At 72.4% G+C, this 13260-nt stretch carries 16 protein-coding genes; 10 read left to right on the top strand and 6 right to left on the bottom strand.

The annotated features are described in order from the left end of the window. The first annotated feature begins 63 nt into the window (after positions 1 to 63). The 6 genes from ACWEOZ_RS13060 to ACWEOZ_RS13085 are packed head-to-tail and all read left to right on the top strand — an operon-like array spanning position 64 to position 4261. Positions 64 to 846: a prepilin peptidase gene (locus ACWEOZ_RS13060; RefSeq protein ID WP_451910918.1), complete on the top strand. Its 783-nt coding sequence runs from the start codon at positions 64 to 66 to the stop codon at positions 844 to 846. Between the two features lie 16 nt (positions 847 to 862). Continuing rightward, positions 863 to 1888, top strand: a complete 1026-nt coding sequence (gene pilM, locus ACWEOZ_RS13065; RefSeq protein WP_451910919.1) for a type IV pilus assembly protein PilM — start codon at positions 863 to 865, stop codon at positions 1886 to 1888. Beyond that, positions 1888 to 2589 carry a hypothetical protein gene (locus tag ACWEOZ_RS13070; protein ID WP_451910920.1) on the top strand — a complete coding sequence of 234 codons (702 nt, stop codon included), beginning with the start codon at positions 1888 to 1890 and terminating at the stop codon, positions 2587 to 2589. The genes pilM and ACWEOZ_RS13070 overlap by 1 nt, the downstream gene beginning before the upstream one ends. After that, entirely contained in the window at positions 2589 to 3197 is a 609-nt protein-coding gene (pilO, locus tag ACWEOZ_RS13075; RefSeq protein ID WP_451910921.1) for a type 4a pilus biogenesis protein PilO, read from the top strand. Before ACWEOZ_RS13070 ends, pilO begins: the two co-directional genes overlap by 1 nt. Positions 3198 to 3209: 12 nt before the next feature. After that, positions 3210 to 3638 (top strand): type IV pilus modification PilV family protein, encoded by a 429-nt coding sequence (locus ACWEOZ_RS13080; RefSeq protein ID WP_451910922.1) that lies wholly within the window; start codon positions 3210 to 3212, stop codon positions 3636 to 3638. Beyond that, a complete protein-coding gene (locus ACWEOZ_RS13085; RefSeq protein WP_451910923.1) occupies positions 3635 to 4261 on the top strand; it encodes a PulJ/GspJ family protein in 627 nt (208 codons plus the stop codon). Before ACWEOZ_RS13080 ends, ACWEOZ_RS13085 begins: the two co-directional genes overlap by 4 nt. 56 nt (positions 4262 to 4317) lie before the next feature. On the opposite strand, the gene ACWEOZ_RS13090 is transcribed toward ACWEOZ_RS13085, so the two are convergent. Continuing rightward, positions 4318 to 4887 (bottom strand): MerR family transcriptional regulator, encoded by a 570-nt coding sequence (locus tag ACWEOZ_RS13090; protein ID WP_451910924.1) that lies wholly within the window; start codon positions 4885 to 4887, stop codon positions 4318 to 4320. 46 nt (positions 4888 to 4933) lie between these two features. Further along, positions 4934 to 6229 (bottom strand): outer membrane protein assembly factor BamB family protein, encoded by a 1296-nt coding sequence (locus ACWEOZ_RS13095; RefSeq protein ID WP_451910925.1) that lies wholly within the window; start codon positions 6227 to 6229, stop codon positions 4934 to 4936. A gap of 74 nt (positions 6230 to 6303) precedes the next feature. Here ACWEOZ_RS13095 and ACWEOZ_RS13100 point away from each other — a divergent pair, with 74 nt between their 5' ends. Next, a complete protein-coding gene (locus tag ACWEOZ_RS13100; protein ID WP_451910926.1) occupies positions 6304 to 6954 on the top strand; it encodes a GntR family transcriptional regulator in 651 nt (216 codons plus the stop codon). Positions 6955 to 6956: 2 nt separating this feature from the next. On the opposite strand, the gene ACWEOZ_RS13105 is transcribed toward ACWEOZ_RS13100, so the two are convergent. Next, positions 6957 to 7862 carry an LLM class flavin-dependent oxidoreductase gene (locus ACWEOZ_RS13105; protein ID WP_451910927.1) on the bottom strand — a complete coding sequence of 302 codons (906 nt, stop codon included), beginning with the start codon at positions 7860 to 7862 and terminating at the stop codon, positions 6957 to 6959. Between the two features lie 182 nt (positions 7863 to 8044). Here ACWEOZ_RS13105 and ACWEOZ_RS13110 point away from each other — a divergent pair, with 182 nt between their 5' ends. From ACWEOZ_RS13110 to ACWEOZ_RS13120, 3 genes are read left to right on the top strand one after another with little or no spacing between them, the layout of a single operon-like run. Beyond that, complete coding sequence (locus ACWEOZ_RS13110; RefSeq protein ID WP_451910928.1) at positions 8045 to 9025, top strand: alpha/beta hydrolase; 981 nt, start codon at positions 8045 to 8047, stop codon at positions 9023 to 9025. 9 nt (positions 9026 to 9034) lie between these two features. Beyond that, a complete protein-coding gene (locus tag ACWEOZ_RS13115) occupies positions 9035 to 9994 on the top strand; it encodes a helix-turn-helix domain-containing protein (RefSeq protein ID WP_451910929.1) in 960 nt (319 codons plus the stop codon). Next, positions 9994 to 10488 carry a GNAT family N-acetyltransferase gene (locus ACWEOZ_RS13120; protein ID WP_451910930.1) on the top strand — a complete coding sequence of 165 codons (495 nt, stop codon included), beginning with the start codon at positions 9994 to 9996 and terminating at the stop codon, positions 10486 to 10488. Before ACWEOZ_RS13115 ends, ACWEOZ_RS13120 begins: the two co-directional genes overlap by 1 nt. On the opposite strand, the gene ACWEOZ_RS13125 is transcribed toward ACWEOZ_RS13120, so the two are convergent. Genes ACWEOZ_RS13125 through ACWEOZ_RS13135 form a run of 3 tightly spaced genes read right to left on the bottom strand, consistent with a single transcriptional unit; the run spans position 10474 to position 13164 of the window. Next, positions 10474 to 10833: a hypothetical protein gene (locus tag ACWEOZ_RS13125; RefSeq protein WP_451910931.1), complete on the bottom strand. Its 360-nt coding sequence runs from the start codon at positions 10831 to 10833 to the stop codon at positions 10474 to 10476. The genes ACWEOZ_RS13120 and ACWEOZ_RS13125 overlap by 15 nt on opposite strands. Before the next feature lie 13 nt (positions 10834 to 10846). Beyond that, positions 10847 to 12043 (bottom strand): hypothetical protein, encoded by a 1197-nt coding sequence (locus tag ACWEOZ_RS13130; RefSeq protein WP_451910932.1) that lies wholly within the window; start codon positions 12041 to 12043, stop codon positions 10847 to 10849. Further along, positions 12040 to 13164 (bottom strand): HesA/MoeB/ThiF family protein, encoded by a 1125-nt coding sequence (locus tag ACWEOZ_RS13135; RefSeq protein ID WP_451910933.1) that lies wholly within the window; start codon positions 13162 to 13164, stop codon positions 12040 to 12042. The genes ACWEOZ_RS13130 and ACWEOZ_RS13135 overlap by 4 nt, the downstream gene beginning before the upstream one ends. Positions 13165 to 13260 lie beyond the last annotated feature (96 nt).

Here is a 13260-nt window from a genome sequence, read left to right on the forward strand (position 1 = left end):
TGGTGTCGCCGACGGCGGCACCACCCGCTCCCACCGTTGCGCAGAGACCGAGGAGGACCCGCCATGCCGCAGCCGCTGCTGCTCAGCATCGTCGGCCTGCTCGGTCTTGCCGTCGGATCGTTCCTGAACGTCGTGATCCACCGGGTCCCCCGCGGCGAGTCGCTCGTGCACCCGGGCTCGCACTGCCCGCACTGCGGTAACCAGGTCCGCAACCGGCACAACATCCCGGTCTTCGGCTGGCTGCTGCTGCGCGGCCGGTGCGCCGACTGCCGGGCGCCGATCAGTGCGCGGTACCCCCTGGTCGAGGCCGGCACCGCGGCGCTCTTCGTCGCCGTGGCCGCCCGGTTCGGCTGGTCCTGGGAACTGCCGGCGTACCTGTACCTGGCGGCCGTCGCGATCGCGCTGGCCGCGATCGACCTGGACGTGCTGCGCCTGCCCGACCAGATCGTCCTGCCGTCCTACGTCGTGACAGCGGCCCTGTTCGTCCCGGCGATGATCGCCCGGGGCGGCTGGGACACCGCCGCCCGGGCCCTGCTCGCCGCCGGCGTGCTGTGGGTCCTGTTCGAGATCATCAGCCGGTTCGGAATGGGCCGCGGCGACGTCAAGCTGGCCCCGCTGCTCGGCCTCTACCTCGGCTGGCTCGGCTGGAGCTGGGTCGCGGTCGGCATCTTCGCGGCGTTCCTGCTCGGCGGGCTCGTCGGCGTGGTGCTCATCGCCCTGCGGGTGGCCCGCCGCAAGACCCGGATCCCGTTCGGCCCGTACCTGCTGGCCGGTGCCTTCCTCGCGGTCTTCGCCGCGGCGCCGATCGCCGACTGGTACACCGCCCTGCTCATCCCCACCGCCTGATCGAGGAAGGAAACCGATGGCTAGCGTCAATCCGATCGGGCTGGACATCGGCTCGTCGTCCATCCGCGCCGTGGAAGTGCGCCGCGCGAAGGACGAGTACACCTTGACCAACTTCGGTCAGGTGCCGCTGCCGCCGGGCACCGTCCAGGCCGGCATCCTCACCGAGCCGGTGGCGGTCACCTCGGCGCTCAAGCAGCTCTGGGCCGCCTGCAAGTTCGACACCAAGCAGGTGCTGATCGGGGTCACCAACCCGCAGCTCGTGGTCCGCGAGATGGCCGTCTCCAACCTGCCCGCCAAGGAGATGCGCAAGTCGCTGCCGTTCCAGGTGCGCGACATGCTGCCGCTGGCGGTGGACCGCTCGCTGCTCGACTTCCGGCCGCTCGAGGAGCCCGGTGACAGCCCGACCGTGCGCGGCCTGCTGATCGCCATGCCCAAGGACGCCGTCATGGCGCTGGTCCAGGCGGTCGAGAAGGCCGGTCTGCACGTCGTCAACGTCGACCTGGCCTCCTTCGCCCTGCTGCGGGCCGCGTCCCGGCTGGACGCCCAGGTGGAGGCCATCGTCGACATCGGCGCCGAGGTCACCAGCGTGGTCGTGCACGCCGACGGCGAGCCGCTGATCGTCCGGACCGTGCCCCGCGGCGGTGCCGAGATCACTGAGAGCATCGCCACCCGGCTGGGCATCACCGCGCCCGAGGCGGAAGCGCTCAAGTGCCGGTACGGCCTGCACGGCGACGGCCGTCCCGACGGTGAGACCGCCGCCGCCGACGCGATCCGCCCGCTGATCAACGAGCTGCGCAGCTCGTTCACCTATCTCGCCTCGGGTGAACGGCAGAAGCAGGTCACCCGCGTCTCGCTGTGCGGCGGCAGTGCGCTGATGCCCGGCCTGGCCGAGCACATCCAGCAGCACCTCGGTGTCCAGGTGATGTACGCCGACAGCGCCGGCCGGCTGCGCGACACCCGCCGGGCCCGCCAGCGCGGCTTCGACAGTTTCCTGCCGTCGGCCGCGGTGTCGATCGGCCTGACCCTGGGAGCGGCAGCCTGATGGCCACCACCCTGATGCCCCTGGACCCCGCGGTCTCCCCGCAGCGGGTGACCCGGTTGCTGACCATCTCGGCGAGCCTGCTGCCCGAGGAGATCATCGCCGCGCGGCGGGCCCGCCGTACCCGGGGCTGGGTGATCGTCTTCGTCATCCTCGTCGCCTGCCTGCTCACCGGCTGGTTCGTCCTGGAACGCCAGGAGACCCGGGCCGCCGAGGACGAGCTCAACGCGGCCAACACCGAGGTCACCGATCTGCAGCGCTCGCAACGGGCGTACGGCGAGGTGGTCGACGTGCAGAACGACACGGCGACGCTGTCCAAGCAGCTCAAGACGGCCATGGCGAACGATCTCGACTGGGCGGCGCTGCTGGACCAGCTGCGCGACGTCGGCGAGTCCGCCGGGGTGACCGTGGTGGGGATCAACGGCGCGTTGCAGGAGGCCGGCAGCTCCTCGTCCGGCACCACCCTGCCCAGCACCACCACGTCGGCGCCGATCGGCTCGGCCGTCGTCACCGGCACGGGCCCGGACAAGCGGGCCGTCGCGGCCTACGTCGACGCCCTCGGCCAGCAGTCGGTGCTGGCCAACGCGTACGTGACGAACGTCAACACGGAGGAGAACGCCGTGAGCTGGACCCTGCGGGTCGACATCACCAGCGCCGCCCTCTGCGGCCGCTTCGGCGACAAGTGTGAGACGGGAGGCAAGTGATGGGTGCCCGTCACGCCGACCGGCTCTGGATGGTCGCCGGTGCCGCCGTCGTCGTCCTGCTCGCGGTGGTGAGCTGGTTCCTGCTGATCAACCCGCAGAAGACCGAGGCGGCGGATTTCCGGGACCAGACCGAGACGGCGCGCGCCCAGGCCGTGGACATGCGCAAGCGCATCGTCACGCTCAAGAAGCAGAAGGCGAACCTGGCCAAGCTCAAGGCCACGCTGACCGGCTATCAGGACGCGCTGCCCGCCGACTCCGGCGTGCCGGCCTTCCTGCGCCAGTTGCAGGCCGCGGGCACCGACCTGGACGTGGACGTCAGCGGCGTTACCGTGAGCACCCCGTCCGAGGTCGAGAACCTGCCCGGCGTCTGGGCGCTGCCGATCCAGCTCACCGCCGAGGGCTCGGCCGAGAACCTGAGCACCTTCCTGCAGGAGCTGCAGGGCAGCGGCCAGAAGCGCGCGGTGCTGATCGAGTCGGCCAACCTCACTTCCCCTCAAGTCGACGAGTCGGCCACCGATAAGGCGGACAAGATGAGCGTCAGCCTCGCGGTCAAGGCCTTCGTGGCCCCGCCGGTCGGCTCCGGCGCGCCGACCGTCACCACGGACTGAGCGGAAGTGGCCATGGCAGCAACCAGAGACGACGGCTTCACGCTGGTGGAGGTGCTGACCTCGCTCGCCGTCATCGGCGTCGTGCTGAGCGCGGTGACCACGTTCTTCGTGCGCTCGATGGTGACCATCGACGTGCAGGGGGCCCGGCAGGCGGCGATCCAGGTCGCCGCCGACTCGATGGAGCAGCTGCGTCAGGTGCCGGCCGCGGACGTCGCCACCTGGCTCGGCACCCAGTCCGGGACCCCGGAGGTCGTGGTCAACTCCATCCGCTACACCCGGCAGTGGACGTCCACGGTCACCGTCAGCGCCCTGCTCAACGTCACGATCAAGATCGCCTGGAAGGGCCACACCTGCCCCGCCGCCGGCTGCTCGTACGCCACCAGCACGCAGATCAGCACGTCCTTGCACGAGCCGCTCTTCAACTCGGCGACCGGATCATGACCCGGCTCGGCCACCGGCTCCGGGCCGCCGGCGACGCCGGCTTCTCGATGGCCGAGGTGCTGGTCAGCATGGCGGTGATGTCCGTCGTCATGGCCATCGCCAGCACCGGCTTCTACGAGATGTTCCACACCACGGACACCGCCGAGGCGTCGGCGACGGCCCAGGTCGAGCTGCAGGCGGCGTTCAACAAGCTGGACCGAGAGGTCCGGTACGCCTACCGCGTCAACGAGGCCTACTCCGACACCACGAACTGGTACATCGACTACGTCTTCATCGACGACGCCGGCAAGAACCAGTGCGTGCAACTGAGCCTGCCCCGCGCCGGCGGCACCCTCAAGCGCCGGCAGTGGCCGTGGCCGGACGCCATCTCCGGGCCGGCCTCCGCGGTCGCCAACAACCTGATCTCGGCCCGGCTGGACACCGGCACGCCCAAGCAGATGATCAATCCGTTCGTGCTCGAGGCCAGCGGCGACGGCGGCAGCGACCTGGACCGGCTGAACGTCAAGGTCAACAGCGTGGTCGGGGCGGACCGGACCAAGCAGGGCTTCCGCGAGTACGACCTGCAGTTCACCGCGATGAACACCCTGTCGCGAGCCAACTACAACCGGCCCTGCACGCACTGACGCCGCGCCCGCGGCCGGCCGAGCGACCATGAGGTCCACGGCCGGCCCGGCTGCCGTCAGTGCGGCAAGGGCGGACGGCTGCGGTGCAGCTCGGCCAGTTGCTCCGGGGTCATGCTCTCGAGCACCCGCCTTCGGCGTTCCGCCATGTCGGCCAGCTCCTCGGGGCTGAGCTGAGCAACCAGCTCCTGCCGCCGTGCCGCCATCTCTTGCAGCTCTTCAGGTGTGTAGGTGTGTTCCACCGCGGTCATCTCCTCGATCAACGTCACCAGGACCGCCGCCGACGGGGTGCCCGCGGCGTCGAACTGTCCCAGCACCACCTCGAGCCGGTCCCGCAGCCGGATCGCCCGGGCGATCCGGTCGCGGACCTGGTCCAGCTGGCTGCGCACCAGCTCGCGGGCTTCGGGCCCGGAGCCGTCCAGCAGCGCCCCGATCTCGGCCAGGGCGAAGCCGAAGCCGCGCAACGCGACGATCCGGTGCAGCCGGCGGACATCGGCGTCGGTGTACCGCCGGTGCCCGGCCGGGCTGCGCAGGGAGGGCCGCGCCAGGCCGATCTCGTCGTAGTGGTGCAGGGTGCGCACGGTGAGGCCGGTGGCTGTGGCCAGCTCGCCGACGCTCCAGGTGCCCATGGCGGAGACGCTAGGTCCTTCCGTTACGTGAGGAGCAAGCCCGCGGTCACGGGATCTGCCAGACGGTGGTCGGCCCGGCGGAGGTCGGGCAGGCCAGGTACGGGCGGCGGACCGTGCAGCCGTACGGCGCCGCGGTCTGCATCGCGCCGACGGTGTGCACCGTGTCGTCCGCGGGATCCGTGACCGCCACCCAGGTCCGGCCGACGATCTTGTTGTCCACGCGCAGCTCCAGCCCGCCGACCGCGAGCGTGTGGCCGAGCTTGCGCCGCACCGCCCCGGTGCGCGCGTCGAGGATCGCCGACTCCGGGTCCTCCTGGCGGTCGTAGGCCAGCAGCACGCCCTCGCCGACCCGGAACGCGTTGCTCCAGGCCGGGTCCGACCAGCGCACGGAGCCGTCGCTGGGGTCGAGCCCGCTCACCCGGCCGGCGTCGGCGATGCACAGCACCGGCCCGCAGTCGTGCACGAACCCGGTCGGGCCGCCCTCGGTGCGCCACCGCCGGGTCAGTTGCGGCAACCGGTACGCGGCCAGCGAAGCCCGCCCCTGCTCACGCCGCGACAGGTACAACTGATCCCCGGACACCGTGACACCGACGAAGTCGGCCGCAGGTGTGCCGTCCAGCTCCGCCGGCAGCCGTACGCCCAGCTCACCCCGGCCGAGCACCGACCCGTCGGCGAACTGCAGCGTGGTGACCCGCCCGTCGACCCCGAGGACCACGATCCGGTCGGGCCGGTCGGCGAACAGGTCGTCGTTGAGGATCTCGCCGACCCCGGCCACCATCCGGCTCCAGATCGTGGCACCGGTGCGCGCGGAGGCGAGCCGGAGCTCCGTACCCCCGTCGTCGGTGTCGACGCGCAGCAGCGCACGGCCGCCGCTGAGGGTGACCACCGTGGCGTTCGGCTCGTTCAGGGTCCACAGCACCTTGCCCTCGGTGGCGTCCAGGAACGACATCCGGGGGGCGCTGCCGGAGCGGGCCAGCAGCACGCCGCCGTCGAGCGTCAGGTTCTGCACGTTCTGCGGCAGCGAGGTGGCCCACAGCTGCTCGCCGCCGGGCAGGGCGTACCCGCGGACGCCGGACTCACTGTTGGGGTTCGCGCCGAAACTGGCGGTGTAGAGCGCGTCCGGGCCGAGGGTGAACGCGGCGGCCGCCGTACCCCCGGCCGCCAGGATCGGCTCCATGGTCCGCGCCGGCGGCGTGGCCGCGACCAGCGTGAGCAGGGCGGCGACCAGCACGGCGAGGACCAGGACCGGGCGCGGCGCCCGGAGCCGGGGCCGCCGTGCGGCCGGGCCGGGCTCCGCGCGCGGGGACGCGTCGAGATCTATGAGCGGTACGGCGTCAACCACGCGTTCAGCATGACGGGCAGAAGCCCCCATGGGTACGGTCCGCTGTCGGTCATCACTGTGGGTAGGCTGCCGGTATGTCTTACACGGTGCCGCCGACCCGCACGGCCGCGGTTGTCCAACAGCTCCGTAACGAGATCGTCACCGGTGAGTTACCGCCCGGGACGCTCATCAAGGACGCGGAGCTGGCCGCCCGGCTCGGCGTCAGCATCACGCCGGTGCGCGAGGCCATCGCCCAGCTCTCGGTCGAGGGCCTGATCGACATCGCCCCGAACCGCACCCGGCACGTCACCAAGATGACGCAGAAGAACGCGCTGGAGCTCATCGATGTGATGGGTGTGCTGGCCTGCGCGGGCTTCGAGTGGGGCGTGGAAAACCTGACCAGCAATCACCTCGACCTGATGCGCCAGCGGCAGAAGGAGTTCGTCGAGGGGCTGCGCACGGGCAACGTGCTGGCCGCGGGGGCCGCGGGGGCGGACTTCAGCACCATCGTCATCCTGGCCAGCGGCAACCGTGAGCTGCAGTCGATGGTCGACCTGGTGGTGGCGCGCACGCTGCGCATCCTGGCGATGGGTGCGGAGAGCAACCTCTGGGACGTGTGGATCACCGGCCACGAGGAGATCCTGCAGCATCTGGAGTCCGGCGACTCGGCGGCGGCCCTGCAGCGCTACCGCCAGATCTACGTCGAATACCGCGCCAAGGTCGAGCAGGTCCTCTTCTCGGAGTAGGGCTACGCCTGGGCCAGCCGGGGCAGCAGCGGGCCGAGCACGTCCAGGCCGTCCCGGCGTACGGCATAGCGGGTGATCCCCCACCGCTCGCGATGCCGGCGCACCGCCGCGACGATCTCCTCGGCCGTGCCCACCAGCAGGAACGGCACCTGGCGGAGCTCGTCGACGCTCATCGCCAACCGCTCGGCGTGCTCGGCGAGGAAGCCCGCCGCGTCGTCGGTCACCTCGACCACCTGCACCAGCGCCTCCAGCGTGGCGTCGCCGCCCGCCCGGGCCAGCGCGACCTGCGCGTCGATGTCGGCCGGCCGCCAGCGGGCCTCGTGCTGGTGCCCGTCGGACCTGGTGCGGCCGAAGCCGGTCAGGCCGACGATGTCGGCGTGCTCGCCGGCCCAGCGCAGCAGCCGCGAGTTCGCCGTGCCGACCAGCAGCGGGATCCGCTCCTGCACCGGGCGCGGCCGCTCCAGCAGGGCGTTGAGCATGGTCAGCTCGGGCGTGGCCACGGTGACCTTCTCCCCCGCCAGCAGCCGGGTGGTCGCCTCGGCGACGGCGATGCACCGGTCGACGCGGCCGCGCACGTCCGGGCGGACCTGGCCGATCGCGTCCCACTCGGCCGGCGTGTGCCCGGCGCCCAGGCCGAGCAGCGTGCGCCCGCCGGAGACCACGTCCAGCGTCGCCACGTCGGTCGCCAGCAGGATCGGCTCCCGCACCGCGGCGTTGGAGACGTACGACCCCAGCTTGAGGGTGGTGGTGACGGCGGCCGCCGCGGCCAGTGCCACGAACGGCGCCGCGCACGAGCCGGGGTGGTCGGCGGCGAGCAGCGTGTCGAAGCCGGCCGCCTCCGCACGCCGGGCGAGGTCGAGCCAGTCGGCGGCGTCGGTGGGCTGAGCCTGGAGCGCGAAGTCGGCCATGGCGCGATTCTGGTCGCGCCCGGGCCGGGGTGCCGTCCCGCGGCGGCCGGTTTCGCTGTCGGCGTACCCGCCGGATGGCGGGCAGTTTCCGCCAGTTGGCGCTCGTCGCCGCGGGCCGCGACCGCTCAAGCTGAGGACAGCGATCACACGCTTGTGATCTCCTCGAATCAGGAGGCCCGCCCATGACGCTGTCCGTGGAGATGACGCCACCACCGTTCGACCCGGAGCTCGGCGCGGCTCTGCCGGCCATCACCGAGATGATGCCCGCCGCGCTGACCGCGGACCTGATCCCCGCCCTGCGCACCGGCGGCCCCCTGGGCGCCCCGACGGACGACGAGCTGCGCCGCGACGGCAAGTTCACCCTCGAGGAGCGCACGGTCCCCGGCCTCGACGGCGACCCGGACATCTCGCTGCTCATCCTGCGCCCGACCGCCGCCACCGGCACCCTGGGCTGTGTCTACTTCACCCACGGCGGCGGCATGATCCTCGGCGACAACCGCACCGGCGTGCTGGAGGCGCTGGACTGGGCCGAGGAGTTCGGCCTGGTCGTGGTGTCGGTGGAATACCGGCTGGCCCCCGAGACGCCGCACCCGGGCCCGATCGACGACTGCTACGCCGGGCTGACCTGGACCGCCGGCCACGCCGACGAGCTGGGCTACGAGCCCGGCCGGCTGATCGTGGCGGGTGGCAGCGCGGGCGGCGGGCTGGCCGCGGCGCTGGCCCTGATGGCCCGGGACAAGGGCGGACCGGCGCTGGCCGGCCAGATGCTGATCTACCCGATGCTGGACGACCGCAACGACTCGTACTCGGCGCGTCAGATGGCCGGCCGCGGCATCTGGGACAGCACCGCCAACGACACCGGCTGGACGGCCCTGCTCGGCGCGGCGCGGGGCGGGCCGGACGTGTCCCCGTACGCGGCGCCGGCCCGGGAGACGGACCTGTCGAACCTGCCGCCGGCCTTCATCGACGTCGGCTCGGCCGAGACCTTCCGCGACGAGGACATCGCCTACGCCAACCGCATCTGGCAGGCCGGCGGCCGCGCCGAGCTGCACGTCTGGCCGGGCGCGTTCCACGGCTTCGACGCGACGGTGCCGCAGGCCGGCATCTCCCAGGAGGCCCGGGCCGCCAGAACGCGCTGGCTGCACCGCCTGCTGGACGTCTAGCCTCGGGGCATGAAGGACCTCGTCGTCCGGCTGGCCGCGCTCGACGCCGACGCGGGCGCGGCCCTGCGGGTCATCTCGTACTTCGACAGCCTGGTGGAGTCCCGCGCCGGCCTCCAGTCGATCGTGCGGGGCGCGGCGGTGCTGGCCGACTGCCCGGCCCGCCTGCGCGACGACGAGCGCCGGGTGCGGATCCGGGTCACCGCGGCCGGCGTGAGCGCCTGGCAGGACGGTCCCCCGGCGCCGGAATGGATGACCACCGGGGCGGGTTCGGCGACGCTGTGGCTGGAACGCGCCGGCCCGCCGGGCCCGGTGGAGGCGATGATCCTGGAACGCGCGGCGGGTGCGGCCCGGGCGGTCCTGGACCGGACCCGCGGCCGGGCACCCGCGGCCGACCCGGCGTCGGCCGAGCTGATCGTGGACGCGTCGGCTCCGGCGGACGTACGCCGGCAAGCGGCCCGCCGCCTGGGGCTGGCCGAACCGGCGTACGTGATCGCCCGGCCGTCGGAGATCCAGGTGCGGTCCGGTCCGTTGCCGAAGCTGCCGGGCCGGGCCGGAATCGGCCCGGCGACGGCGATCCTGGACCTCCCGGCGTCCTGGGCGGCGGCGAAGGTGGCCCTGCGCTTCGCGGCGGAAGGCACCGACGAGGACCCGGGCTCCCCGGTGGTCCACGCCGAGGAACTGGGCGCCCTGGCCCTGCTCGCGGAGGTGGGAGACCAGTCGAACGCCCCCGACGTGCGGGCGCTGGACCACGCGGCCGCGGCGGCGCCCTGGATGCTGACCACCCTGCACACGATGGCGACCAGCATCAGCCTGCGCGCGGCGGCGACGACCCTGCGGCTGCACCACTCGACGCTGCAGGACAGGATCACCCACGCGGAGCACCTGCTGGGCTGGAACGTCCGCTCCCCGCAAGGCCGCCTGCGCCTCCAACTGGCGCTGGCCCTGCGCCAACTGCACCGGCACCCGTGATGGAGCTCCAGCGCCTGACCTCGGGACACGCGGCTGAGTTGTTGCGCTTCGAGCGGGAGAACAGGGCGTGGTTCGCCCGCTCGATCTCGGACCGCGGCGACGACTACTTCACAGAGTTTCCGGCCCGCCACGCGGCGCTGCTGGCGGAACAGGCGACCGGGCTGTGCCACTTCCACGTCGCGGTCGACGAGGAGGGGGCGGTGGTCGGCCGCTTCAACCTGGTGGACGCGCTGGACGGGGTGGCAGTGCTGGGCTTCCGGGTGGCGCAGCGGGTCGCGGGCCGCGGCGTGGCCACGGAGGGGGTCCACCGGATCTGCGAGCTGGCAGTCACCGAGTACGGCCTGAACAGGCTGATCGCAGACGCGGCACGAGACAACACCGGCTCGTTGAAAGTGCTGCAGCGCACCGGATTCCAGCCGGCCGGCGAAGTGGAACTGCCCGGCCGCCCCGGCATCCGCCACGTCCTCGAGCTGCGGCCCTCAGAGGCTCCGTAGCTGCTCGAGGGCGGCCGCCCAGGCTTGGAAGTACAGCTCGCGGGGCACCTTGAACCATCTTGTGTAGGTGTTGGAGTCGCGCACCTCGTCCCAGCCTCCGTCCCCCTCCGCGACGAAGACGTGGTCACCCTGCTGCCAGAGCATGACGTTCCAGCCCTGATCGGTGTCGTGGTACGGCTCGGTCAACGTGCCGCAGGGGACATCGGCGAGGGTCCAGGCCCGCATCTGCGCCTCGGTCGCTCCAACCACCCGGGTCGGGCATCCCGCCACCGGCCAGCCACGCGCCTCGGGGAACTCGTCCTCGCTGAAACCGGTCAACCCGGTCGTCAGATAGTCGATGTCCATCGACCGCACTGTGTCACACCGGCTCGTCGGTGGGCCGCCGGGAGCGCTTCAGGGCCATCCACAATGTCGCCAGGATCGGCGCGTACACCATGACAGCGACCAGCAGACCCCACCAGAACCGGCCACTGCCCACCCCCGCGCTGAAGCCTTCGCCCGCCCAGCGGGCGACATAGATCAGCAGCGGCAGATAGAAGACGGCGAAGTAACCCGCGGCCAGCCCGCACCCCGCGATCCACACCCACCGGAACCACGCCCCGACCCGCAGGTCCCGGGGATCGGCCTGGTCGAGTTCGGCCCGCTGCCGCTGGTCCAGGCGGCCGATCGCGCGCCGGAGCAGGAGTGACTTGACGCGCCACAGGTCGCGGCAGCCGGTGGCCGTGACCAGGACGCCGTACAGATCGGTGCGCAGGAAGATCATGCACTGCCACAGGGTGCTCGCCACCAGCACGAACGTCAGCGCGGGCAGGGGCTGGACGGGACCGGCCACGAGCTGCCCGACCAGCAGGGCCGCGATGAGGACGCCGTCGATGGCCAGGCCCGCCAACTGGGGCCCGTACCGTCGGCGGCGGGGGACGCTCCAGAGCTGGGACAGGTCGGTCTCGAAGACCAGGAAGAACAGGCGCCGGTCGACGCCGAACCGGGTGCGCAGGTCCAGCGCCCGGGCGGCCAGCCAGTGCCAGCTCTCGTGCACCGCGACCAGCCCGTAGGTGACCGGCAGCATCAGCAGCAGGCTGGTGCCGACGTCGCCGGTGACCAGCAGGTCGGTGGGACGGGGCCACAGGTCCGGGCGTACGGCGAAGCACGCCACCGCCACCAGCGCGGCGAGGCCGTAGCCGCACCAGGCCACCGCGGAGAACAACGGCCGCACCAGGACGGCCGGTGGTCCGCCGATCCACCCCCGTTGTTGCACCGGCGCGGTCGCCACCGGTGCGGCCGTCCGCGCCTCGTCGTCGATGAAACCGAGCTCACTCAGCGCCGTCAGGAAGTCCGCCATGTCCACCGGCTCACCGGCGAACGCCGAGGCGCGCTCGCCGGCTTCGGCCACGGTCGCGCCGGCGAGCAGCGCCCGCACCACGACACCGCCCACTGCGGGCACAGCGACGAACGTGCCCCGGTCCGGGTCGCCGATGAGCACGTCGTCGCCGTCGTCGACCACCGACAGCGGCCGGAGCCGGACGGTGGCATCGCCGGGCACCGGAACGACACTCACGACGGTGCCCCGGCCGAACGGGCCACAGCGGCCGCGGCGCACAGCGCACAGTCCGGGTTCCGCGGCCACGGCTCCCGGCGCTGGGCGCCACCGGCGGAGACGTCCAGCAGCACCTCGGCCCCGGCGGCGTACGGCGGCTCGTAGCCGGTCAGGTACCGCAGCGCCTCGAACGCCACCAGTGATCCGACCAGCGCCGCCGAGGGTCCGTTCGCCCGGTTCACCCGCGGGATCCGGGCGCTGAGGCGCTGGGCTGTCACGGCCGCCGGCGGCAGCACCACCGACGCGATGCCCTTGCCGTCGCCGTACGCGTGCACCCGGCACTCGTAGCAGCCGCTGCGTCCCGGGTCGACGGAGAAGTAGATGAGCTGGGAGCCGGTCATGCCGCCACGTACCCACGGGATCCCGGCCCGTACGCAGGCCTCGTTGACCCAGTTGTCGATGCGTTCGCCCTGGTCGATTCCGGACACCACCAGGTCCACGCCGTCGAGCAGGCTGCTCACGTCGTCCGGCCCGCGCACCCAGCGGCGCACCGCGCGCACGTCGATGCCCGGATTGAAGGCGCGCACCCAGTCGGCGGCCCGGTCCACCTTCGGGGTGCCGAGGTCGGCTTCGCGGTAGAGGAACTGCCGGGCCAGGTTCTTCGGCTCCACCTCGTCGTCGTCGAGCAGGGTGAGCCGGCCGACGCCGAGCCCGGCCAGGCTCTGCAGCACGTTGGAGCCGAGCCCGCCGGTGCCCAGCTGCAGCACGTGGGCATCGCGGACCCGCTGCTGGAGATCTGCCTCGTTCGCCTCCAGCGACGCGTACAGCTCGAAGAAGGCCAGGTTGCTGAAGTCGCGCCCGGACCGCTCGCGGTCGACGGCGCGGTCCACGTCGCGCAGCATCCGCAGACCGTCGAGCGCGGTCAGCGCTTCGGTGAGCTCGCCGGGGGCGACCGCCGGACCGTCGGCGCCGAGCCGGGCCCGCAGCTCCGCCGCCGTGCCGGGTTGGTCGCGCAGCACCGTCAGCAGACGTTCGACCTGGCCGTCGGGGTCGTCGAGCTCCACCGAGCGGCTGGGATCGCAGACCACGTAAAGGGCGGTGCCGGCGCGTTCCCAGGCACAGGGTTTCAGGCCGATCCGCATCGCATACCTCCGTGTTGGCCGCACCGCGAGGAAAAAAAGGTGGACGGCCGCACGGTGCCGCCGCGGCCGTCCACCTCACGTCATCAGGAGTCCGGC

It is taken from the genome of Actinoplanes sp. NPDC004185 (genome assembly GCF_053603475.1).